21 protein-coding genes and 6 tRNA genes are annotated in these 20,221 nt (G+C 45.5%); 24 read left to right on the top strand and 3 right to left on the bottom strand.

The annotated features are described in order from the left end of the window. Positions 1-2 precede the first annotated feature (2 nt). The 6 genes from GVO60_RS21455 (at position 3) to GVO60_RS21480 (ending at position 817) form a co-directional block, all read left to right on the top strand. Positions 3-78: transfer RNA gene (locus tag GVO60_RS21455), tRNA-Gly, on the top strand. Between the two features lie 41 nt (positions 79-119). Next, a tRNA-Met gene (locus GVO60_RS21460) sits at positions 120-196 on the top strand. A 110-nt stretch (positions 197-306) separates the two neighbouring features. Beyond that, positions 307-382: transfer RNA gene (locus GVO60_RS21465), tRNA-Gly, on the top strand. A gap of 130 nt (positions 383-512) precedes the next feature. Further along, a tRNA-Met gene (locus GVO60_RS21470) sits at positions 513-589 on the top strand. Between the two features lie 24 nt (positions 590-613). Next, positions 614-689 (top strand) — tRNA-Gly (locus tag GVO60_RS21475). Positions 690-741: 52 nt separating this feature from the next. Further along, positions 742-817 (top strand) — tRNA-Gly (locus GVO60_RS21480). A 608-nt stretch (positions 818-1,425) separates the two neighbouring features. Here GVO60_RS21480 and queG read toward each other — a convergent pair. Next, entirely contained in the window at positions 1,426-2,544 is a 1,119-nt protein-coding gene (gene queG / locus GVO60_RS21485; RefSeq protein WP_159657719.1) for a tRNA epoxyqueuosine(34) reductase QueG, read from the bottom strand. 200 nt (positions 2,545-2,744) lie between these two features. On the opposite strand from queG, the gene tsaE reads away from it, so the two are divergent. The 9 genes from tsaE to GVO60_RS21530 all read left to right on the top strand — a co-directional run bounded on the left by tsaE (position 2,745) and on the right by GVO60_RS21530 (position 12,128). Beyond that, complete coding sequence (tsaE, locus tag GVO60_RS21490) at positions 2,745-3,209, top strand: tRNA (adenosine(37)-N6)-threonylcarbamoyltransferase complex ATPase subunit type 1 TsaE (RefSeq protein ID WP_159657721.1); 465 nt, start codon at positions 2,745-2,747, stop codon at positions 3,207-3,209. After that, positions 3,203-4,930, top strand: coding sequence for a LysM peptidoglycan-binding domain-containing protein (locus GVO60_RS21495; protein WP_159657723.1), 1,728 nt, complete (start codon positions 3,203-3,205; stop codon positions 4,928-4,930). The genes tsaE and GVO60_RS21495 overlap by 7 nt, the downstream gene beginning before the upstream one ends. A gap of 15 nt (positions 4,931-4,945) precedes the next feature. Beyond that, a complete protein-coding gene (gene mutL, locus GVO60_RS21500) occupies positions 4,946-6,901 on the top strand; it encodes a DNA mismatch repair endonuclease MutL (protein WP_159657725.1) in 1,956 nt (651 codons plus the stop codon). Continuing rightward, positions 6,901-7,848 (top strand): tRNA (adenosine(37)-N6)-dimethylallyltransferase MiaA, encoded by a 948-nt coding sequence (gene miaA, locus GVO60_RS21505; RefSeq protein WP_174855906.1) that lies wholly within the window; start codon positions 6,901-6,903, stop codon positions 7,846-7,848. Before mutL ends, miaA begins: the two co-directional genes overlap by 1 nt. A 190-nt stretch (positions 7,849-8,038) precedes the next feature. Then, positions 8,039-8,305: an RNA chaperone Hfq gene (hfq, locus tag GVO60_RS21510; protein WP_005476744.1), complete on the top strand. Its 267-nt coding sequence runs from the start codon at positions 8,039-8,041 to the stop codon at positions 8,303-8,305. A 44-nt stretch (positions 8,306-8,349) separates the two neighbouring features. Next, positions 8,350-9,639 (top strand): ribosome rescue GTPase HflX, encoded by a 1,290-nt coding sequence (gene hflX / locus GVO60_RS21515; protein ID WP_159657729.1) that lies wholly within the window; start codon positions 8,350-8,352, stop codon positions 9,637-9,639. A gap of 45 nt (positions 9,640-9,684) precedes the next feature. Beyond that, positions 9,685-10,878, top strand: a complete 1,194-nt coding sequence (gene hflK / locus GVO60_RS21520) for an FtsH protease activity modulator HflK (protein ID WP_159657731.1) — start codon at positions 9,685-9,687, stop codon at positions 10,876-10,878. Positions 10,879-10,880: 2 nt separating this feature from the next. Then, a complete protein-coding gene (gene hflC, locus GVO60_RS21525; RefSeq protein ID WP_159657733.1) occupies positions 10,881-11,858 on the top strand; it encodes a protease modulator HflC in 978 nt (325 codons plus the stop codon). A gap of 84 nt (positions 11,859-11,942) precedes the next feature. Beyond that, positions 11,943-12,128: a DUF2065 domain-containing protein gene (locus tag GVO60_RS21530; RefSeq protein WP_159657735.1), complete on the top strand. Its 186-nt coding sequence runs from the start codon at positions 11,943-11,945 to the stop codon at positions 12,126-12,128. Between the two features lie 24 nt (positions 12,129-12,152). Here GVO60_RS21530 and GVO60_RS21535 read toward each other — a convergent pair whose 3' ends face one another. Together GVO60_RS21535 and GVO60_RS21540 are read right to left on the bottom strand one after the other, a co-directional pair. Further along, a complete protein-coding gene (locus tag GVO60_RS21535; RefSeq protein WP_159657751.1) occupies positions 12,153-12,380 on the bottom strand; it encodes a SlyX family protein in 228 nt (75 codons plus the stop codon). Between the two features lie 20 nt (positions 12,381-12,400). Continuing rightward, positions 12,401-13,381 carry a WD40 repeat domain-containing protein gene (locus GVO60_RS21540; protein WP_159657737.1) on the bottom strand — a complete coding sequence of 327 codons (981 nt, stop codon included), beginning with the start codon at positions 13,379-13,381 and terminating at the stop codon, positions 12,401-12,403. Positions 13,382-13,511: 130 nt separating this feature from the next. On the opposite strand from GVO60_RS21540, the gene fkpA reads away from it, so the two are divergent. From fkpA to GVO60_RS21585, 9 genes are all read left to right on the top strand, one after another. After that, a complete protein-coding gene (gene fkpA / locus GVO60_RS21545) occupies positions 13,512-14,300 on the top strand; it encodes an FKBP-type peptidyl-prolyl cis-trans isomerase (RefSeq protein WP_159657739.1) in 789 nt (262 codons plus the stop codon). 178 nt (positions 14,301-14,478) lie between these two features. Continuing rightward, complete coding sequence (locus tag GVO60_RS21550) at positions 14,479-15,201, top strand: helix-turn-helix transcriptional regulator (RefSeq protein WP_159657741.1); 723 nt, start codon at positions 14,479-14,481, stop codon at positions 15,199-15,201. Next, positions 15,198-15,593 (top strand): sulfurtransferase complex subunit TusD, encoded by a 396-nt coding sequence (gene tusD / locus GVO60_RS21555; protein WP_159657743.1) that lies wholly within the window; start codon positions 15,198-15,200, stop codon positions 15,591-15,593. Before GVO60_RS21550 ends, tusD begins: the two co-directional genes overlap by 4 nt. Further along, complete coding sequence (gene tusC, locus GVO60_RS21560; RefSeq protein ID WP_159657745.1) at positions 15,590-15,946, top strand: sulfurtransferase complex subunit TusC; 357 nt, start codon at positions 15,590-15,592, stop codon at positions 15,944-15,946. Before tusD ends, tusC begins: the two co-directional genes overlap by 4 nt. A 7-nt stretch (positions 15,947-15,953) precedes the next feature. Beyond that, positions 15,954-16,229, top strand: a complete 276-nt coding sequence (gene tusB, locus GVO60_RS21565) for a sulfurtransferase complex subunit TusB (RefSeq protein WP_159657747.1) — start codon at positions 15,954-15,956, stop codon at positions 16,227-16,229. 176 nt (positions 16,230-16,405) lie between these two features. Continuing rightward, positions 16,406-16,780, top strand: coding sequence for a 30S ribosomal protein S12 (rpsL, locus tag GVO60_RS21570; protein ID WP_004399892.1), 375 nt, complete (start codon positions 16,406-16,408; stop codon positions 16,778-16,780). 100 nt (positions 16,781-16,880) lie between these two features. Further along, on the top strand, positions 16,881-17,351 hold the full coding sequence (gene rpsG, locus GVO60_RS21575) for a 30S ribosomal protein S7 (RefSeq protein ID WP_004415829.1): 471 nt from the start codon (positions 16,881-16,883) through the stop codon (positions 17,349-17,351). 156 nt (positions 17,352-17,507) lie between these two features. Then, positions 17,508-19,610, top strand: a complete 2,103-nt coding sequence (fusA, locus tag GVO60_RS21580; protein ID WP_159657749.1) for an elongation factor G — start codon at positions 17,508-17,510, stop codon at positions 19,608-19,610. Between the two features lie 150 nt (positions 19,611-19,760). Further along, a partial coding sequence (locus GVO60_RS21585; protein ID WP_159656289.1) for a GTP-binding protein occupies positions 19,761-20,221 on the top strand: 461 nt, incomplete at its 3' end.

A 20,221-nucleotide genomic window follows, 5' to 3' on the forward strand; every position in this document is an offset into this window, starting at 1 on the left:
ATGCGACACTAGCTCAGTTGGTAGAGCGCAACCTTGCCAAGGTTGAGGTCACGAGTTCGAACCTCGTGTGTCGCTCCAATTTAATAAGCGCTCATCATGCTTTGAATGATGAATACGGACGCGGGGTGGAGCAGCTTGGTAGCTCGTCGGGCTCATAACCCGAAGGTCGTCGGTTCAAATCCGGCCCCCGCAACCAAATTTAAAGGTGTTGTGATTCGCTAGCTCGTCGGGCTCAGCTGTTCATAAACCTAGCGAAGGTCATCGGTTTACATCCAGGCCCCGCAACCAATTCTCTTATGAGAATATGCGACACTAGCTCAGTTGGTAGAGCGCAACCTTGCCAAGGTTGAGGTCACGAGTTCGAACCTCGTGTGTCGCTCCAAATTTTAGAGTGCTTGGCTCACACGAGGAACCTCGTGACTGAATCCAGCCGAGACGCTCCAAATTGGTTTTATTGCTCCGGCAGTAAAGCAATAGTTGTTACCGTACTTTAACGGTGAGTATAAATCGGACGCGGGATGGAGCAGTTTGGTAGCTCGTCGGGCTCATAACCCGAAGGTCGTTGGTTCAAATCCGGCTCCCGCAACCAATTTACTTGTTGAAATACAAGAATGCGACACTAGCTCAGTTGGTAGAGCGCAACCTTGCCAAGGTTGAGGTCACGAGTTCGAACCTCGTGTGTCGCTCCACTTTATTTTAAGTGGGGACAATAGCTCTCATTGTGCTTAACGATGACAAAATGCGACACTAGCTCAGTTGGTAGAGCGCAACCTTGCCAAGGTTGAGGTCACGAGTTCGAACCTCGTGTGTCGCTCCAAATTTTAGAGTGCTTGGCTTACACGAGGAACCTCGTGACTGAATCTAGCCGAGACGCTCCAAATCTCCTTCAAATGACACATCATTTGATAGACCATACGGTCACCGCTCTTTATCTAATGCTGCGAAGCATCAACCAAAAAACATAATTAGTCCTCCTGATGCCAGGTGGGCGTTTTTATGTCTCTAATAAAAATTCAGCACGGGATGTGCTTAAACAAAAACTCTTATGGTAAGCCTAGGTGAACCAGGCTTTTGGACATCCATTAACAGACTTATCCACAAACCAAATCATGTGGATAACTTGGTGGGTAACCTGATTCTACATTATGTATAACCTGAGGTTTTTCGGATCTTTTGCTTTTTCATGCTTCCACTTTGCCGTGTAATATTTTTTAACTTATTGTATTTATTGGGTTTTATTGGGTTTCTGGAAGGTTTTTAGAGTCTGCCATTCGATCATTAAGTGACTGTTTTTTGATCCTAGTCATTTGTTGCTCTTGTGATTAACTTATTTAGCTGTAATAAAACAAGCAGGTATCTCGTCTTTTTTCCACATTTCAGTTTTTAGAGCTAAATCAAGTTTAGACTCGTGCATTAGGGCAGGGTTTATGCATCCCTAGGCAAGCCTTTTTCAATGATTCGGATTAAACGCTGTTGTTTCGTTGAATTCTCTTTTATTGGTAACTGAGCCCACTGTTGCTTGAGAGCCCAATCAATATGTTCATCCAATACGTCGCTTAGCCCCTGGCGAGACTCGAGAGCGTTAACAACCGATTGCGAGAATGGACCATTCCCCATTGCGATAGATAGGTTGCGCATCCATTGAATATGACCGATTCGTCGGATTGGAGAGCCTTCCATATATTTGAGAAAGGTTGTTTCATCCCATAGAAATAGTTCGACTAAATTTGAGTCTTTAAAAGCATCTCTACGATGAAAATCTTGCTGCTCGGTAATTTGAGCGAAACGATTCCAAGGGCATACGAGTTGGCAATCATCACATCCATAGACTCGATTACCCATGGCATGGCGAAATTCTTCAGGAATCACTCCGTCAAACTCTATCGTTAAATAAGAGATACAGCGTCTCGCATCCACAACTCCTTCGTCGACTATCGCGCCTGTTGGGCAGGAGGTGATACAAGCTTTACACTTTCCGCAGTCGAGTTGTGTTGGTTCATCCACTGGTAACGGTAAATCAATCAATAATTCGCCGAGGAAGAACCAAGAGCCGCATTCTTTGTCTAGAATAAGTGAATGCTTACCTGTCCAACCAAGCCCCGCTTTTTGTGCTAGAGGGCGCTCTAGTATAGGTGCAGAGTCTACGAATGGACGATAGCCAAACTGACCGACCTCTTGTTCAATCTTTTGCCCTAGCTTTTTTAGCTGGTTTCGAACCAATTTATGATAATCGCGACCTAAAGCGTATCGACTGACATAAGCTTGAGTTGGATCGGAAAGGTTGGCAGCAAACTGCGCTTCTGGAGGAAGGTAGTCCATACGTGCGCTAATCACACGGACAGTTCCTGGGAGAAGCTCATCAGGTCTCGCACGCATCATGCCATGGCGGGCCATCCAATCCATAGAGCCGTGGTAACCAGCATCCAGCCACTTTTGTAGCTCTGCTTCGTGCTCGCTTAAATCGACATCGCAGATCCCCACTTTTTGAAAGCCGAGTTCTACGGCCCAAACTTTGATCTTGTCTGCAAGCGCTTGATAGTCCATGCTGGTCACTCTGGTGAATTGGGGGCCGGATCTTAACGGATCTTAATAGCTGGATCTAGCCAAGTATTCCAAGAATATCCGCAAGAAATCACTGAATTTGGCTTTTACTTACACAACACCCCTTGTCACTTAAATCCAACCCAGTTTACTATTCCTGTTCTTTTGAGTTTTTTATAGTCACAAAGTAGAGATTGATCTTCATGAGCACGAAACAATTTGCCCTCAAAGATGAGCAAGCCACGATTGCACTAGGTACAGCCTTGGCAAAGGAGTGCTCTCAGCAAACCACCATTTACCTACATGGTGACTTAGGTGCGGGTAAAACAACTTTTAGCCGTGGTTTCGTGCGTGCATTAGGCCATCAAGGAAATGTTAAGAGCCCTACATATACGTTGGTTGAACCATACCAACTGGATCAATGGCAAGTGTACCATTTTGATCTCTATCGTTTGGCTGATCCTGAAGAGCTTGAATTTATGGGCATTCGAGATTATTTCACACCAGACGCGATCTGTTTGGTTGAATGGCCAGAAAAAGGCCAAGGTATGCTTCCATCGGCAGATCTGGATATTGAATTGCGCTATAACGGTGAACAGCGTGTTGCTGAATTGACCGCGAATAACGATTATGGATTTCAATTACTTGAACAGTTGGAGTTATGTTAATTAGTAAACTGTTACGAGCTGCATTTTTCCCTTTTCTCTTAGCTCTCTCTTTACTGCCTTCATTGGTATTTGCAAACGCGCTTGAAGGGGTGCGCGTTTGGCCATCTCCGGATGAGACACGTGTTGTCATTGACTTAAAGTCAGAAGCTGATTTCAGCTATTTTACTCTGAGTAGTCCAGAACGTTTAGTGGTGGACCTTAAGCAAACAACCTTGAGCACTAAGCTGCCGATCACTGTTTCAGAGAGCCCTGTATTAAAGAAGATTCGCAAAAGCTCACCACCGAATAAAAGCACTTATCGCTTGGTGCTTGAGCTGAAGAAAAAAGTCACGCCACAGATTTTTAAATTGGCTCCGACACCTGGCGGCCAATATGGTCACCGTCTCGTGATTGATATGCCTCATGGGGCGAGTACATCGGCGCAGCCAGCCACTAAGCCATCGACTTCAACTACAAGCTCCGTTAGTCGAGATGCATCTCAATTAGCAGGCAGTGCTGATATCGTGGTTGCTATTGATGCTGGTCACGGTGGTGAAGATCCAGGTTCTATCGGCCCAACACGTAAATATGAAAAGCATGCGACATTAGCGATTTCTAAGAAAATTGCTGATCAGATTAATGCGGTACCTGGTATGAAGGCTGTGTTGACTCGTCGAAGTGACTATTACGTCAACCTGAACAAGCGCTCAGAGATTGCGCGCAAGAACAAAGCACATTTACTAGTGTCGATTCACGCGGATGCATTCCACTCGCCAAAACCACGTGGTGGTTCCGTGTTTGTGTTGAATACACGCCGAGCGAATACCGAAATTGCTCGTTGGGTAGAAAACCACGAAGAGCAGTCTCAGTTGTTGGGCGGTGCAGGCCAAGTGCTTGCTAAGAACAACAATGACAAAAATGTCAGTCAAACCTTGCTGGATCTTCAATTTAGTCACTCTCAAAAAGAGGGTTATAAGGTAGCGACTAAGATCTTGCGAGAAATGAGTCGTGTGGGAGTGCGTTTACACAAGAAAGAGCCAGTTAACGCGAGCTTGGCAGTATTGAAATCGCCAGATATCCCTTCTGTATTGGTTGAGACTGGTTTTATTTCTAACCCGACCGAAGAGAAGCTCCTGTTCCAACGTAGCCACCAAGACAAGCTTGCTCGCGCATTGGCGAAGGCGATTGTTCAGTACTTTGAAGCAAACCCGCCGGAAGGCACCTTATTTGCTAATCGTGGTAAAACAGTGAAGCATAAAGTATCACGTGGTGAGTCACTTTCTTTGATAGCGAAGAAATATGGCACGACAACTAAAGCCATCATGCAGACCAATAAGCTGAAAAGCAGCAATATTAAGGTTGGTCAGATGCTGACGATTCCGGGTGGCTCAACAAAAGTATCGGTTCCTGTGGTTGCCAATCCAGTCGAAACGAAGACAGTAACTCATGTCGTTCAACGTGGTGATTACTTAGGTAAGATAGCTGCACGCTACAAAGTGTCTGTTGCTGATATTAAACGTGAGAATAAGCTGAAGTCGGATACGCTTAAGCTAGGCCAAAAACTGAAAATTACTGTCAGCATGAAGGATCAACCTTTGCGCAAACATAAAGTCGCCCGCGGTGAGTTTTTAGGCAAGATCGCCAGCAAGTATGGAGTGAGCGTTAGTAGCTTACGAAAAGCAAATAACTTGCGCAGTGATGAGCTTGCCATCGGCCAAGTTCTTATCATCCCGCATAACTAACGGTGAATTGTACGCATGACGATTAAGATACTTCCAGCTCGCTTAGCCAACCAGATTGCTGCAGGTGAAGTGGTTGAAAGGCCTGCATCGGTAGTGAAAGAGTTGGTTGAAAACAGCTTGGACTCTGGTGCTACTCGCATCGATATCGATATCGAGAAAGGCGGTGCTAAGCTGATTCGAGTTCGAGACAACGGCAAAGGTATCGTTAAAGATGAGCTTGGTCTCGCTCTGAGTCGTCATGCGACTTCAAAAATTCACACGTTAGATGATCTTGAAGCGATCATAAGCTTAGGTTTTCGTGGTGAAGCACTAGCCAGTATTAGTTCGGTTGCTCGTCTTACCATGACATCACGTCCTGCGACGCAAGAGCAAGCTTGGTCTGCCTATACCGAAGGTCGCGATATGGAGGTGAAGCTTCAGCCAACGGCTCATCCTATTGGGACCACAGTTGAAGTACTGGATCTGTTTTTTAATACGCCAGCAAGACGCAAATTTTTGCGTACTGAGAAAACTGAATTTACTCATATTGATGAATTGCTAAAGCGAATCGCATTAAGCCGTTTTGATGTCACTATCAATCTGCGCCATAACGGGAAGCTAGTGAAACAGTATCGAGCGGCGAAAACGGAGATTCAAGCTGAGAAACGCATTGCTGCTGTATGCGGTAATCCGTTTGTTCGTAACATGCTGAAAATTGAACTTGAGCACCAAGGGCTTAAACTTCATGGCTGGATCACCACGCCGGAGGGGGCTCGACAACAAAGTGATCTACAATACTGTTACGTCAATGGTCGTATGATGCGTGACAAGCTAATCAATCACGCTATCAGACAGAGTTATGAGAACAGCTTACGCCCTGATCAATTTGCAACTTACGTTCTATTTATTGAAATAGATCCACATCAAGTCGATGTTAACGTTCACCCGGCAAAGCATGAAGTGCGTTTTCATCAAGCTCGCTTGGTGCATGATTTTATCTATCAGGCCTTGAGTGATGCGCTGGCACAAAGTGCTCATATTGATAAGCCTGAAGTGAACGCTTCGGCATTCCATGTTCAGGATGAACCTCAGGTAACACCTACACCTCCTCAAGACGAGCCTCAAGTGCCAGTGGTACCCGAGCGTGTTTATCAGGCGGTTGAGCAAACCCCTTTGTATCCGGGTAAAGCGGGGTATAGTGAAAGTCGCGATGCTGTACGTGAAGCTACTCCTCGCAATGAATGGCAAGAATCCCGACCTGCGCCCTCCAAACTGAAAGCCCCTGAACGTTATGGTGAGCCTGCGCCAACAAAGCGAGAAGTCAAAGCGTATCAAGAGCTATTAAAAACGCCCGAAATTTCTTCGCAAAGCTCTGCTCAAGTAGCACCATGTGAGATTGTCAATGAACCCTCTCAGCCTCAGGTGGTCGAATCATTAGGTAAAGCGATTAGCATGGCACAAGGTCGTTATCTCGTGATGGGGGATAAAGCAGGAACCAGATTGGTTAATCTAGCTAAAGCGGAATGGTTGCGCGTGAATGGCCAACTTTCTACACGTGACGGTAATTTAAAATGCCAACCACTGTTGGTGCCCTTATCCCTTAAGTTAGAGAGTGAATGCTTACAGGCAGCGCAACAGTTGGAACCGCTGTTGATGAGTTTTGGTATTGAGTTAAAACCTCGCGGTCACCACGCTTTGATGGTCATGAGCGTCCCTCAGCCATTGAGGCAACAAAACTTACAACAACTGGTACCAGATCTGTTATCTTACGCCGCTTCATGTCTGGCAGCTCAGCAGACGCTTGAACCCATTCAATTGGCAAATTGGTTGAGTGATCGTATCACGCAAGTAAAAAGCGACTACACTTTGTCGGAAGCAATTCAGATCATTGCGGACATAGAGCAGCTTTGGCAAGGACAGCTTCCTTTGAGCGATCAGACTTTCGTAAGACCCGTTGATTTTTCTGCAACGATTGCAGCATTAGAATTATGATGAATAAAGAATTACCTTTGGCACTGTTTTTAATGGGGCCAACAGCATCAGGCAAGACTGAACTAGCGATCCGCCTTCATAAGAAATACCCAGTAGAAATCATTTCTGTCGATTCAGCCTTGATCTACAAAGGGATGGATATAGGCACGGCAAAACCTGATGCGCAGGAGCAAGCTCTAGCGCCTCATCGTTTGATTGATATTCTCGATCCAAATGAAGCGTATTCTGTTGCTGACTTTCGTCGTGATGCTCTGAATGAAATGAATAAGATAGTAGAGCAAGGTAAGATCCCTCTTCTGGTGGGCGGTACCATGCTCTATTACAAAGCATTATTGGAAGGTTTGTCACCTCTTCCGGCCGCAAACCCTGAAATTCGTCAGCAAATTGAACAAGAAGCATTGACTCAAGGCTGGGACGTGCTGCACGATCAATTGAAAGAGATAGATCCTGTCTCAGCTGAGCGAATCCACCCGAATGATCCACAAAGATTGTCACGGGCATTGGAAGTTTATCGAATTTCAGGTAAAACTCTTACTGAACTGACTCAAACGAAAGGTGATGCATTGCCATTTCGTGTAAAGCAGTTCGCAATTGCTCCCAAGGAAAGGGCAGAACTCCATCGTCGTATCGAACTTCGATTTGAAAAAATGATGGAAGCAGGATTTGAAGAAGAGATGCGTACGCTCTATGCGCGCGATGATCTTCACCCAGATCTTCCTTCTATCCGATGTGTCGGTTATCGACAGATGTGGGACTATTTGGATGGGAATTGCACGCTTGATGACGCTATTTTTAAAGGTGTTTGTGCAACCCGCCAGTTGGCCAAGCGACAAATTACCTGGTTGCGCAGCTGGGATAATTTAACTTGGTTAGATAGCGAGGACATTGACGAAGCGTTAGAAACTGTTTCAAATGCAATAGCATCTGACGGTTTTAGCTGTGTATAATGTGATCGCTTTTGCGTGAATGTACCCTGTAAAGGATCAGTTACTTGAAATTTCGACTTAAAGTCGTCATAAAAGGTAATGACAGGGCGTTTTTTTATACGTTTAGCTCAGATTTAAAAGGCTGCACATTTTTCGCAGCGCACCACTAGCTAAATAACTAAAACAAAATTACAAAATAAGGAAAATAAAAATGGCTAAGGGGCAATCTCTACAAGACCCATTCTTAAATGCATTACGTCGTGAACGTATTCCAGTGTCTATCTACCTTGTAAACGGAATTAAACTACAAGGTCAGATCGAATCTTTTGACCAATTTGTTATCTTGCTGAAAAACACAGTAAACCAAATGGTATACAAGCACGCTATCTCTACAGTTGTGCCGGCTCGTCCAGTGAGCCACCACAGCGGTGATCGTCCACAAGGCGGTGAGCGTCAGCAAGAGAAGTCAGAAGATTAATTTTCTGACTTATAAAACGAGTATTATTTTAAGGAGTTGATTGCTTGTTTGACCGTTATGAAGCCGGTGAGCGAGCCGTACTTGTTCATATCAACTTCACGCAAGAAGGGGAGTGGGAAGATCTCAGTGAGTTTGAGATGCTGGTCTCTTCAGCTGGGGTTTCTTCGCTACAAGTTGTAACAGGAAGCCGTCAGTCACCACACCCTAAATACTATGTCGGAGAGGGTAAGGCCCAGGAGATTGCGCAAACCGTGCAGTTGGCTGGTGCTGATATTGTGATTTTTAATCACGCCCTCTCTCCTGCCCAAGAACGTAACCTCGAAGCGCTGTGTAAATGTCGAGTCCTAGACCGCACTGGTCTGATTTTAGATATTTTTGCTCAGCGAGCCCGTACCCACGAAGGTAAGCTGCAAGTTGAACTTGCTCAGCTACGCCATATCTCTACTCGACTTATTCGTGGTTGGACACACCTTGAAAGACAAAAAGGTGGTATCGGGTTACGTGGTCCAGGTGAAACTCAGTTAGAAACTGACCGACGTTTATTGCGTGTTCGTATCAAGACGATATTGCGTCGCTTAGAGAAAGTCGCTAAGCAGCGTGAACAAGGTCGCCGTGCAAGAAATCGAGCGGAAATCCCAACAATCTCCCTAGTTGGTTACACCAATGCAGGGAAGTCGACACTATTTAACCGAATCACATCAGCGGGCGTTTATGCCGCGGATCAATTATTTGCTACATTGGACCCGACTTTACGTAAGATCGATCTAGCAGATGTTGGCCCTGCGATTTTGGCTGATACGGTTGGATTCATTCGTCATCTACCGCACGATTTGGTTGCTGCATTCAAAGCAACACTTCAAGAAACGCAAGAAGCTGACATTTTGTTACATGTTGTTGATGCCAGTGATGAGCGTTTTCGTGAGAATATTCAAGCTGTTCATGATGTACTCGCAGAGATCGAAGCGGATGAAATTCCAGCTTTGGTTGTCATGAATAAGATCGATAACCTAGAAGGTCAGAAACCGCGAATCGACCGAGACGACGAAGGTGTCCCTCACACGGTTTGGGTTTCAGCGATGGAAGGCAAGGGCATTGATCTCTTGTTTGACGCGTTAACTGAGCGTTTGGCAAGTCAAATGGTTCAGTACCAAATGCGAATTCCGCCACAACATCAAGGCAGACTTCGTAGTACATTCTTCCAGATGAATTGTATTCAACGAGAAGAGTATGACCAAGAAGGTAACTTGTTGATTGATGTTCGCATGCAACAAGTAGATTGGTCTAGACTTGAAAAAAGAGATGAGGCAGTTTTACGTGACTTTATAGTTACTTAAATGACTGCTACAGTATAACGTCATATCAAATGATGGAGCTTTCTAATGGCGTGGAATGAGCCTGGTAATAACAACGGCAACAATGGCCGCGATAATGACCCTTGGGGTAACAACAATCGTGGTAACAAAGGTGGCCGTGATCAAGGACCGCCAGACTTGGACGAAGTCTTTAATAAACTGAGTCAGAAACTGGGTGGAAAGTTTGGTGGCAAAGGTGGTAATGGACCGTCTATTGGCGGCGGTGGTAGCGTACTAGGTTTAGGCGTTATCGCAGCAATCGCAGTAGCAATCTGGTTCTTTGCTGGCTTTTACACTATTGGTGAAGCAGAGCGTGGTGTTGTGCTACGTCTAGGTAAATACGATCGCGTGGTCGATCCTGGTCTTAACTGGCGTCCTCGCTTTATTGATGAGTACGAAGCGGTTAACGTTCAGGCGATTCGCTCGCTACGTTCATCTGGTCTAATGCTGACTAAAGATGAAAACGTAGTAACCGTTGCTATGGACGTGCAGTACCGTGTTGCAGATCCATACAAATACCTATTCCGCGTAACGAACGCAGATGACAGCTTACGCCAAGCAACAGATTCTGCACTACGTGCTGTAGTGGGTGACTCTTTGATGGATAGTATCCTGACAAGTGGTCGTCAACAAATTCGTCAAAGCACACAAGAGACGTTGAATCAAATCATCGATAGCTACGACATGGGTGTAGTGATTGTTGATGTCAACTTCCAGTCTGCACGTCCACCTGAGCAAGTAAAAGACGCATTCGATGATGCGATTGCAGCTCGAGAGGATGAAGAGCGTTTTGAACGTGAAGCAGAAGCTTACCGTAACGATATTCTTCCGAAAGCGACAGGTCGTGCTGAGCGTCTGAAGAAAGAAGCATTGGGTTACTCTGAGCGCACAGTGAATGAAGCGCTAGGTCAAGTTGCTCAGTTTGAAAAACTGCTTCCTGAATATCAAGCGGCTCCAGAAGTAACGCGTAACCGTCTGTACCTAGATACGATGGAAGAAGTGTACTCAAGCACATCGAAAGTTCTGATTGATTCAGAATCAAGCGGCAATCTACTGTACTTGCCGATCGATAAGCTAGCTGCTGGTGAAGGTCAAACTCAAACGAAGCGTAAGACGAAGTCTTCTTCAGCTTATGACCAAATTGAGCTTGAGTCTCAACAGGCTGATACAACTTCAGACTCACAATCTCGTTCAACTGGTTCACGTCAAGGGAGATATTAAGAATGCGTAAGTTAATGATCCCTGTATTGGTCGTAACGATTGCACTGCTGCTAATGTCAGTATTCGTTATTCAAGAAGGTGAGCGAGGCCTGGTAATTCGATTTGGTCGTGTCCTAGATGACAACGGCGTTTCGAAAATTTACGAGCCTGGACTTCACTTCAAGATGCCTTTATTTGACCGAGTAAAAACGCTAGATGCTCGTATTCAAACGATGGACGGCCGTTCAGACCGTTTCGTAACGTCTGAGAAAAAAGACGTTATCATCGATACCTACGTGAAATGGCGTATTGCTGATTTTGGTCGCTTCTACCTGACAACTGGTGGTGGTAATAACCTGACAGCTGAAGCGCTACTTGAGCGTAAAGTAACAGATGTACTACGTTCTGAAATCGGTGCTCGTGAAATCAAGCAAATCGTTTCTGGTCCACGTAACAAAGACGTGTTACCAGATAGCGTTGATAGCGAAGAAGTGACAACAGAAGCGGCAAAAGAAGCATTAGAGATTGATGGTGAACGCGATAAGATCATGGAAAATGTACTGGAAGGTACACGTGATAGCGCGCTAGCTGACCTTGGTGTTGAGATTGTTGATTTCCGTATGAAGAAAATCAACCTTCCTGACAACATCAGTGACTCAATCTATAAGCGTATGCGTGCTGAACGTGAATCAGTAGCTCGTAAGCACCGCTCTCAAGGTCGTGAGAAAGCTGAAGTTATTCGAGCGCAAGCGGAACTTGAAGTGGCAACTGTGCTTGCTGAAGCGGACAAAACAGCGCGTGTAACACGTGGTGAAGCGGATGCAACAGCTGCAAAAATTTACTCAGATGCCTACAACAAAGATCCTGAGTTCTTTAGCTTCATGCGTTCTTTGAAAGCGTACGAAAAATCGTTTAGCAACAAGAGCGATATTCTTGTATTGGATCCGAAGAGTGAATTCTTCCAGTACATGAATAATGCTGCAGGCGCAGAAGCGAAATAAGCTTAAGTACACTAATGAAAAGGCTCCGATTTGTACGGAGCCTTTTTTGTTTCTAATGTTCCGTAACAGTGTGAGGGAAATGAAATGTCTAACGCAGTTTGGCTAGCGATTGGTTTAGTTTTGATCGTGGAAGGGCTTGGGCCATTGATTGCGCCGAATGGTTGGCGTCGTATGGTAGCTGAACTCAGTCAACAACCGGATAATCAATTACGTCGTATTGGTGGGTGTTTAGTCGTCGCTGGGGCGGTGATAGCCTACGTATTTGGCTAACGGTTAGCGTTAGCCAATGGCCGCTTAGTAGTGGGGAGGCGGTGTCTCTTCCGATTGATCGGCGAGGTTGGATGAATCCATATTTTTTACCTTGCCTACAACGTACTTCATTTGATCTCGCATCTTAGTGATCAGCATTTGCTGCTGACTCAGAGCATCGTTTAACTCTTCAATAGTTTGTTCTTGAAAGGCCAACTGGCACTCTAGGTCATTAACGCGACCTTCTAACTCTTCAATTCGCTTCTCTGTCATCACTAACGGTTCTTTTGTTGTTAATAGTCCACCTCCCAAGCTTGGGCAATGCCTGCTGAGGTTGCCGATACGACACGGCTTTGACTGTCAAAGGCTGCATCATACACCACTGCGCGAGGAGGGCGAGTATCTTTTAGTGGCTCGACGTCAAATCGCTCGATCTGTTTACCTGTTAAAGCATCCCAAACCATGAGGCGACCTGATGGCGTACCCGTCGTCAGATATTGCCCATCATCAGAGAACCTTGCAGCAGAGAAAATTAGTTGGCGAGAGAAGCTACTTAATTGCGAGATCTCTTCTCCTGATGCTAAATCCCATATCATTGCCTGGTTGCCACCATCAGAGGTGAACGCGTATTTTCCGTCCCGCTGTAAGGCGACTCTGTTAACGCGCTGCTCGTGTTCAAAGGTATGCAAAATTTGGCCAGTATTAGTGTTCCATAAATAGGCTTTGTAGTCGTTGCCGCCGGATAGTGCAAAACGACCATTGGGTGCCAAAGCGACAGAATTAACTTTTTCATTATGAGCGAGGAACTCTAAGCGGCGCCCGGTGACTAAATTGACGTAAATCGCTTTACCGTTGGATAGGCCGAGTAACACTTGATCACCGTTACTGGCGATGTCGATATCGCGGATTAATCCATCTGATATCGACCATAGTCCTTCAGCTTGAGTCCAAGCAAGGTCCCACACAGCAAAGTTCATTTGAGTGGCGGTCACGGCGAAACGACCGTTATCGGAAATTCGAATGCGAGACACGGTATTGGCCTCAGGATCTTGTTCACCGAGTGATGCGAGCTCTTGGTTTTCTGTTAAATCCCAAAGAACCAAGTGGTGCTCTTTGGAATAAAGTAACGCAAAGCGAGCATCGCGGCTTAATGCAAAGCTGGTGGTGCCCTGTAATTCGATGTCCCAGCGTTGAACATCTTGGGTGGAGAAAAAACACCCATTTAACGCTGAGATGACAATAGTAACGAGTAGAGTGTTAAAAATTATTCGCATCAAGTCCAATTATCCACTTGGTTTCGTTTATTTCGGACACATATTGGTTATATTGGTACAACATGCGAGTGCGCACCAGTCTTTCTTAACGATTTGTGCACAAAGACAAAAGTCTCAATTGGAGAGTTCAATGAAATCTATTTTTAAAGTGACGTTGCTTGCGGCAACAGTTGCACTAGCGGCGGGTTGTCAGAAAGAAGAAGAGCCTAAAGCAGAAGCTGCACCAGCAGTAGAACAGGCTCAAGCGGAAACAGGTAAAGCGGTACACTTTAAAACCGACGATGACAAAGCGGCGTACGCAATTGGTGTTTCGTTTGCTAACTACCTAAGTACAAGCCTAGATAAGCCAAGCGAAATTGGTATTACTCTGAACAAAGATCTTGTACTGAAAGGTATCGAACACGTATTCGAAGGTAAAGCAGAGCTAAACGAAGAAGAGACGCGCGCTGCACTTGAATCTCTAGACAAGCGTGTTGCTGAAACAATGCAAAAGCAAGCGGCTGAAAAAGCAGAAGCTGCTAAAAAAGCAGGTGATGATTTCCGCACAGAATTTGCTAAGCAAGACGGTGTGACGCAAACCGACACAGGCCTACTTTACCAAGTGATGACGGCGGCAGAAGGTGAGCAACCTAAAGATACTGATACGGTTCAAGTACACTACAAAGGTACATTGATTGATGGTACTCAGTTTGATAGCTCATACGATCGTGGCGAACCTGCGACATTCCCACTGAACCGTGTAATCCCGGGTTGGACTGAAGGCGTTCAGCTAATGCCTGTCGGTTCTAAATTCAAGTTCGTTATCCCGCCAGAGCTTGCATACGGCCAACAAGACACACCAACGATTCCTGCTAACTCAACACTTGTATTTGAAGTTGAGCTTCTGAAAATCGATAACGGCGAAGAAGCGGTTCAGTAATCGTATTTTCTCTGTTTAAACCAAAGGCCTGGCATTTGCCGGGCTTTTTTGTGCCTTTAGTATGTCGCTGTTGTCTCATTTATTTGTTCTAAATCACTAGATGGTCGCTTAGCTAGGTGTTCTATTCAAAATTTCTGATAAACTTACACCAATTTGTTGATTTTTCGCTCGAAGACTTATGACCACTACAGAAACAATAAATGCGGAGATGTTGCTCGAAATGGAATCTGTCAACGTGATGCCATTTTCTGAGCACGATAAAATCATCCTGAGATCTTATGAGGCCGTTGTTGATGGCATCGCTAGCTTGATCGGCCCATTTTGTGAAATCGTTCTTCACTCTTTGGAAGATCTTAATACCTCTGCAATCAAAATTGCCAATGGTGAAAATACAGGCCGACAGGTCGGTTCTCCAATCACTGACTTGGCGCTAAAAATGTTGAAAGATATTGAAGGCTCTGAGCGTAACTTTTCTCGTTCGTACTTCACCCGTGCGAAAGGCGGTGTATTGATGAAGTCGATTACCGTTGCCATTCGTAACGGTGAGAATCGTGTCATTGGCCTGTTATGTATCAACGTGAACTTAGATGCGCCATTTTCTCAGGTATTGCAATCATTCATGCCGACGGAAGAGGCGAAACAAGCTGCCTCATCAGTGAACTTCGCAAGCGATGTTGAAGAACTGGTGGACCAGACGGTTGAGCGCACGATTGAAGAGATCAATGCCGATAAGTCGGTATCGAATAATACGAAGAACCGTCAGATCGTGATGGAACTGTATGACAAAGGGATCTTTGATATCAAAGATGCGATTAATCGCGTTGCAGACCGATTAAATATCTCTAAGCACACGGTTTACCTCTACATTCGTCAGCGTAAAACTGAGGATGACGAAGAGTGAGCACTCTGACTTATACCTTGGTCGTCAACGGCCCTTTATACGGTAGTCAGTCTGCTCGAAGTGCCTACCAATTTGCAAAAGCGTTGATTGAGCAAGAGCATACACTTGTGAGTGTGTTCTTTTATCAAGATGGTGTGACCAATGGCAGTGCGCTCAGTGTACCGGCTAACGATGAGTTTGATTTAGCCAAAGCGTGGCATACCTTAGCCGATGAGTATCAAATCCGTTTAGAGACCTGTGTAGCTGCTGCATTGCGCCGTGGCGTGATCAGTGAGGATGAGGCAAGCCAACATGGTTTAGCACAAAGTAACCTTGCTGAGAGCTTCTCACAGGCAGGTTTAGGCAGTTTGGCAGAAGCTATGCTAACCCAAGATAGAGTGGTACAGTTTTGAGTCAATTAACCTATCTATTTCGTAGCGCGCCTCATGGCAGTGCTGCAGGGCGAGAGGGCGTCGATGCTCTATTGGCGGCTTCTGCCTATTGCGAAGACATTAGTGTCATTTTTGTTGGTGATGGTGTTTATCAACTGTTGAATGGTCAGCAACCAGAGACGATTTTAAGTAAAGATTATGCACCTATGCTCAAATTGTTTGATTTGTATGATATTGAGCAAGTATACGTCTGTCGTGCTTCTTTGGCTGAACGAGGCCTCGCACAAGCGGATTTGGTCATTGATGCCAAGCCATTAGAACGCGCTGAACTTAAAGCTCTGCTGCAGAAAGCGGGCAAGCTACTATCATTCTGAGGCCAGCATGTTACATATTATTAAGTCGACTCAAGCATTGAGTGAAGCCACACAGTATATTTCTGAAAGCGATGAGCTATTGCTGATAGAAGATGCTGTTTATGCGGCGAACCCACAACATAAAGATTTTGGTCAGATTAAAGGCCTATCAACCTCGGTATTAGAGAACGATTTAGCTGCGCGAGGTATCTTAAATCGAGTCAGCCCGTCACTGCGTGTTATCCCTTATTCTGGTTTTGTTTCGTTGACTGTTCAATGTGAGCAATCTTTAACCTGGAACTAAAGACCATACCGTCTGTTGAGGTTTACGGCTAGAAAAGTGTATTGGACAAAAAAAGATCCGTATATTTCTTGACACACATCCCACTGCTGCATAGAATTTTGCGTCCCTAATTGCCAATGGTGATTTGGGATAGATTTTTCACAAAGCTTACTTTCAAGTAAATCAGGAGCTAGTTAATGGCAACTATTAACCAGTTGGTACGTAAGCCTCGTGCAAAGCAAGTTGTTAAAAGCAACGTGCCTGCACTAGAAGCGTGCCCACAAAAACGTGGTGTATGTACTCGTGTTTACACTACTACACCTAAAAAACCTAACTCAGCACTTCGTAAAGTATGTCGTGTTCGTCTAACGAACGGCTTCGAAGTGACTTCGTACATCGGCGGTGAAGGTCACAACCTTCAAGAGCACTCAGTTGTTCTAATCCGTGGTGGTCGTGTTAAAGACCTTCCGGGTGTACGTTACCACACTGTTCGCGGCGCACTAGACTGTGCTGGCGTAAATGACCGTAAACAAGGTCGTTCTAAGTACGGTGTGAAGCGTCCTAAGTCTTAATGGTATCCGTTAAGTAAGGCCAAACACTAAATTATTTTTAATTTTTTGAAAAAACTGAAAAGTTTTGGATAAAACCTGAAGAAGACAACGGAGAAAATCCATGCCACGTCGTCGCGTCATTGGTCAGCGTAAGATCCTTCCAGATCCAAAGTTCAAATCTGAACTGCTGGCAAAATTCGTTAACATCCTTATGGTTGACGGTAAGAAATCTACTGCAGAGAAAATCGTTTACACTGCACTAGATGCTATGGCTGAGAAATCTGGTAAAGATCACTTAGCTGTATTTGAAGAAGCTCTTGAAAATGTTCGCCCAGCGGTAGAGGTTAAATCTCGCCGTGTAGGTGGTTCAACTTACCAAGTTCCTGTAGAAGTACGTCCGGTTCGCCGTAACGCACTTGCTATGCGTTGGTTGGTTGAAGCTGCGCGTAAGCGTGGTGAAAAATCTATGGCTCAACGCCTAGCTGCTGAAATGCTAGACGCGTCTGAGAACAAAGGTACTGCGGTTAAGAAACGTGAAGACGTTCACCGCATGGCTGACGCAAACAAAGCGTTCGCACATTACCGTTGGTAATACCTTTCTGTGCCGCAGGGATCCCTGCGGCGCTACTCTAGTTCCTATGCGCAAGCTTAGGAACTATTGCTATATCTAGGGGTAAGGAAAATTGCGTGATGCAGTCCTAAAATCTACTAGAGATAGCAATAGTCCCTAATTCAAGAGGATTCAATCGTGGCTCGTAAAACACCTATTGAGCGCTACCGTAATATTGGTATCGTCGCTCACGTAGACGCAGGTAAAACAACCACAAGTGAACGTATTCTGTTCTATACTGGTCTTTCTCATAAAATCGGTGAAGTGCACGATGGTGCTGCTACCATGGACTGGATGGAGCAGGAGCAAGAGCGTGGTATCACAATCACCTCAGCTGCGACTACCACTTTCTGGCGTGGTATGGAAGCGCAATTCCAAGACCACCGCATCAACATCATCGATACCCCTGGACACGTAGATTTCACTATCGAAGTAGAGCGTTCACTACGCGTACTTGATGGCGCTGTTGTTGTGTTCTGTGGTTCATCAGGTGTTGAACCTCAATCTGAAACTGTATGGCGTCAAGCTGACAAGTACCATGTTCCACGTATGGTATTCGTCAACAAGATGGACCGTGCAGGAGCTGACTTCCTACGCGTTGTTGATCAAATCAAAAACCGTCTTGGTGCGAACCCTGTTCCTATCCAGCTTAACGTTGGTTCGGAAGAAGATTTCAAGGGTGTTATCGACCTGATCAAGATGAAGATGATCAACTGGAATGAAGAAGATCAAGGTACGACCTTCACTTACGAAGATATCCCAGCTGATATGTTAGAAATCGCTGAAGAGTGGCGCAACAACTTAGTTGAGTCAGCAGCAGAAGCGACTGAAGAGCTGATGGATAAATACCTTGAAGAAGGCGAACTGACTGAAGCAGAGATCAAACAAGCTCTACGTACTCGCACACTAAATAACGAAATCGTACTGGCCACTTGTGGAAGTGCGTTCAAAAACAAAGGTGTTCAAGCGGTACTAGATGCAGTTGTGGAATACTTGCCTTCACCAGTAGACGTTCCTGCGATTAAAGGTATTGATGAAAACGAAAATGAAGTTGAGCGTCATGCAGACGACAACGAACCGTTTTCAGCACTAGCATTTAAGATCGCAACTGACCCATTCGTAGGTACGCTAACCTTTATGCGTGTTTACTCGGGTGTCGTGAACTCTGGTGATGCAGTTTATAACTCTGTTAAGCAGAAGAAAGAACGCTTTGGTCGTATCGTACAGATGCACTCAAATAAGCGTGACGAAATTAAAGAAGTCCGTGCGGGCGATATCGCGGCAGCGATTGGCCTAAAAGACGTGACTACAGGTGACACTCTGTGTGACCAGAACCATAAAGTGATTCTGGAACGCATGGAATTCCCTGATCCTGTTATTCAGATCGCGGTAGAGCCACGCTCTGTTGCCGATCAAGAAAAGATGGGTATTGCACTAGGTAAACTAGCGGCAGAAGACCCTTCTTTCCGTGTCGAAACGGACGATGAAACGGGTCAGACTCTGATCTCTGGTATGGGTGAGCTTCACCTGGATATCATCGTTGACCGTATGAAGCGCGAATTCAGCGTTGACTGTAATGTAGGTAAACCTCAGGTTGCTTACCGTGAAACGATCCGTGGAAGCGCGGAAGTTGAAGGTAAATTTGTTCGTCAATCTGGTGGTCGTGGTCAGTACGGTCACGTATGGATCAAACTGGAGCCATCTGAACCTGGCGAAGGTTTTGTCTTTGTTGACGAAATTGTGGGCGGTGTGGTTCCTAAGGAATACATCAGCTCGGTATCGAAAGGTATCGAAGAGCAAATGAACAGTGGTGTTGTAGCGGGTTACCCGGTACTAGACATTAAAGCAACGCTGTTCGATGGTTCTTACCACGATGTTGACTCTAACGAGATGGCGTTTAAGATCGCCGGCTCGATGGCATTCAAGAAAGGATCGCTTGAAGCGCAACCTGTGCTTCTTGAGCCTATGATGAATGTTGAAGTAACGACTCCTGAAGATTGGATGGGTGATGTTGTTGGTGACCTTAACCGTCGCCGCGGCATGATCGAAGGTATGGATGACGGTGTGGCGGGTATTAAGATCGTCCGCGCTCAAGTACCTCTATCTGAGATGTTTGGTTACGCAACTGACCTACGTTCTGCAACTCAAGGCCGTGCGTCTTACTCTATGGAGTTTAACGAGTACGCTGAAGTACCGAAAAACTTTGCAGATAAAATCATTGCAGCGCGTGGTTACTTATAAAACGTCTTGATCTGAAAAAAGTCTGGTTTTTTTTGAAGATCAATGCGTCCAAATATTGCGCTGACTGACGTTGGCGCATAAAATAGCAATTTCTGGCGCGTCTCGGTCAATAATGATCGCGGCGAATCATAACTAGGAAGGAACACGATCGTGTCTAAAGAAAAATTTGAACGTACTAAACCGCACGTTAACGTTGGTACTATCGGCCACGTTGACCACGGTAAAACAACTCTAACTGCTGCTATCTGTACTACACTTGCAAAAGTGTACGGTGGTGTTGCGAAAGACTTCGCATCTATCGATAACGCTCCAGAAGAGCGTGAGCGCGGTATCACAATCGCTACTTCTCACGTAGAGTACGACACTCCAGCACGTCACTACGCACACGTAGACTGTCCAGGACACGCGGATTATGTTAAAAACATGATCACAGGTGCTGCACAGATGGACGGTGGTATCCTAGTTGTTGCTGCAACAGATGGTCCGATGCCACAAACTCGTGAGCACATCCTACTAGGCCGTCAGGTTGGTATTCCTTACATCATCGTATTCATGAACAAATGTGACATGGTTGATGATGAAGAGCTTCTAGAGCTAGTAGAAATGGAAGT

The organism is Vibrio atypicus (assembly GCF_009811315.1).
GTDB classification, from domain to species: domain Bacteria; phylum Pseudomonadota; class Gammaproteobacteria; order Enterobacterales; family Vibrionaceae; genus Vibrio; species Vibrio atypicus.

What these genes read in the sequence shown, in the direction of transcription:
- queG (WP_159657719.1), bottom strand. Translation starts at nt 2,544, where the DNA reads ATGGACTATCAAGCGCTTGCAGACAAGATCAAAGTTTGGGCCGTAGAA.
- tsaE (WP_159657721.1), top strand. Translation starts at nt 2,745, where the DNA reads ATGAGCACGAAACAATTTGCCCTCAAAGATGAGCAAGCCACGATTGCA.
- GVO60_RS21495 (WP_159657723.1), top strand. Translation starts at nt 3,203, where the DNA reads ATGTTAATTAGTAAACTGTTACGAGCTGCATTTTTCCCTTTTCTCTTA.
- mutL (WP_159657725.1), top strand. Translation starts at nt 4,946, where the DNA reads ATGACGATTAAGATACTTCCAGCTCGCTTAGCCAACCAGATTGCTGCA.
- miaA (WP_174855906.1), top strand. Translation starts at nt 6,901, where the DNA reads ATGAATAAAGAATTACCTTTGGCACTGTTTTTAATGGGGCCAACAGCA.
- hfq (WP_005476744.1), top strand. Translation starts at nt 8,039, where the DNA reads ATGGCTAAGGGGCAATCTCTACAAGACCCATTCTTAAATGCATTACGT.
- hflK (WP_159657731.1), top strand. Translation starts at nt 9,685, where the DNA reads ATGGCGTGGAATGAGCCTGGTAATAACAACGGCAACAATGGCCGCGAT.
- hflC (WP_159657733.1), top strand. Translation starts at nt 10,881, where the DNA reads ATGCGTAAGTTAATGATCCCTGTATTGGTCGTAACGATTGCACTGCTG.
- GVO60_RS21530 (WP_159657735.1), top strand. Translation starts at nt 11,943, where the DNA reads ATGTCTAACGCAGTTTGGCTAGCGATTGGTTTAGTTTTGATCGTGGAA.
- GVO60_RS21535 (WP_159657751.1), bottom strand. Translation starts at nt 12,380, where the DNA reads ATGACAGAGAAGCGAATTGAAGAGTTAGAAGGTCGCGTTAATGACCTA.
- GVO60_RS21540 (WP_159657737.1), bottom strand. Translation starts at nt 13,381, where the DNA reads ATGCGAATAATTTTTAACACTCTACTCGTTACTATTGTCATCTCAGCG.
- fkpA (WP_159657739.1), top strand. Translation starts at nt 13,512, where the DNA reads ATGAAATCTATTTTTAAAGTGACGTTGCTTGCGGCAACAGTTGCACTA.
- GVO60_RS21550 (WP_159657741.1), top strand. Translation starts at nt 14,479, where the DNA reads ATGACCACTACAGAAACAATAAATGCGGAGATGTTGCTCGAAATGGAA.
- tusB (WP_159657747.1), top strand. Translation starts at nt 15,954, where the DNA reads ATGTTACATATTATTAAGTCGACTCAAGCATTGAGTGAAGCCACACAG.
- rpsL (WP_004399892.1), top strand. Translation starts at nt 16,406, where the DNA reads ATGGCAACTATTAACCAGTTGGTACGTAAGCCTCGTGCAAAGCAAGTT.
- rpsG (WP_004415829.1), top strand. Translation starts at nt 16,881, where the DNA reads ATGCCACGTCGTCGCGTCATTGGTCAGCGTAAGATCCTTCCAGATCCA.